We start from the raw sequence: 1157 nt of genomic DNA, 5'->3' as shown, positions 1-1157 counted from the left end.
ATCCATTTCCCTTTCGAAGGTGGCTGCGCGCGGCCAGGGCACGACGCCGAGGCCAGCCGCGAGGCGGGCGACGGTGGCCACGTCCGGCCAGGACCGCCCGCTCAGCAGGTCGGCGATGGCCTGGCGGTTCACCCCGGAGTCGGCGGCGACTTTGCGCAGGCTCAGGCCGCGCTCAGTGATGGCGGCCGCAAGGGCTCGGGCGACGTGCTGGACAGCGGCGGCCCCGGGTTCAACGAGCACGGCGTGGGGCCAAGTTTCCGGATCCTGGGCAATCTCGCGCGGCGGCGTTCGGCGGTTCATGCCTCCAACCATGCATATGCGCTCCTTTCGGTGAAGATCGGCTTCAACCCCTTCACCAGCTGCTTGACCAGCCAGTTCTCCTGGGTCGTGACGCTGAGCCCAGAAGTCTCTGGCCGCATCCACGACTACCGCCCGCGCTTGCCGCACCAGCAGTGGGCGCCGGTGGCGGTCCTGGTACCAAAATTCATCTGAGGCAAACGTCGTGCCCGCGCGTCACGCGGCGACGGGCTGCAGGCTCACCTGGTAGCCGAGTTGGTTGAGCTGGCCGACCAGTCGTCGGGTGGCGCGGGCCTTGCCGGTGCGCTGGAGAAGATACTCGCCGCCGGGGTCGGCGTATTCGACGTAGTTGGTGAGCATGTGCCAGACGGCGATCAGGATGGTGTGCTCGATCGCGACCAGGGCCCGACGTTTGCCGCGGCGGGCGACCAGCCGTCGGTAGCGGGCGGCAAGGTAAGTGTTCTTCGTGCGGGAGGCGGCCATCGCCGCCTGGCCACGGCCTTGAGCCACGGATCTCCGTGCCGAGTCCTGCCGGTGGGCTGCTTGCCGGCGGATTCATGGTTGCCGGGGCAGACCCCCGCCCAGGAGGCCAGGTGTTCGGCGGAGGCAAAGCGGCTCATGTCCATACCGATCTCGGCGAGGATCACCTGGGCCGCCCGGGTGCCGGCCCCCGGAATGGTGGCCAGTAACTCGAGCAGATGCCGGTGCGGGGCAAGCACGGTGTCGATGTGCCCGTTGAGCCGGTCCACCATCGCGGACGCGGCGTCGATCCGGTCCAGCATCGCCCGGGCCAGGAATCCGTGGTGGGCGCTTCCCCCTGGGTGGTGGGCACCTTGATCCGGCCCTGGCCTGGGGCTGAG

Annotated in this window: 3 protein-coding genes and 1 pseudogene; 1 reads left to right on the top strand and 3 read right to left on the bottom strand. The window is 69.3% G+C overall.

The window, feature by feature from the left end; all coding sequences use genetic code 11:
- Nucleotides 1-300: helix-turn-helix domain-containing protein (locus ACFWZ5_RS46510; RefSeq protein ID WP_384893374.1), on the bottom strand; the 300-nt coding region annotated here is incomplete at its 3' end.
- A gap of 30 nt (nucleotides 301-330) precedes the next feature.
- Between ACFWZ5_RS46510 and ACFWZ5_RS46505 the strand changes: the two genes are divergently transcribed.
- Nucleotides 331-492 carry a hypothetical protein gene (locus ACFWZ5_RS46505; protein WP_384893371.1) on the top strand — a complete coding sequence of 54 codons (162 nt, stop codon included), beginning with the start codon at nucleotides 331-333 and terminating at the stop codon, nucleotides 490-492.
- A gap of 21 nt (nucleotides 493-513) precedes the next feature.
- On the opposite strand, the gene ACFWZ5_RS46500 is transcribed toward ACFWZ5_RS46505, so the two are convergent.
- Nucleotides 514-807 carry a hypothetical protein gene (locus ACFWZ5_RS46500; RefSeq protein WP_384893377.1) on the bottom strand — a complete coding sequence of 98 codons (294 nt, stop codon included), beginning with the start codon at nucleotides 805-807 and terminating at the stop codon, nucleotides 514-516.
- A gap of 47 nt (nucleotides 808-854) precedes the next feature.
- Nucleotides 855-1049 (bottom strand): annotated as a pseudogene (locus ACFWZ5_RS46495) (IS110 family transposase); the annotation flags it as partial.
- Between the last annotated feature and the right edge of the window lie 108 nt (nucleotides 1050-1157).

Source organism: Streptomyces sp. NPDC059003 (assembly GCF_042740445.1).
Classification (GTDB): Bacteria; Actinomycetota; Actinomycetes; order Streptomycetales; family Streptomycetaceae; genus Streptomyces.
This window is presented reverse-complemented; position numbering and strand designations above follow the sequence as displayed.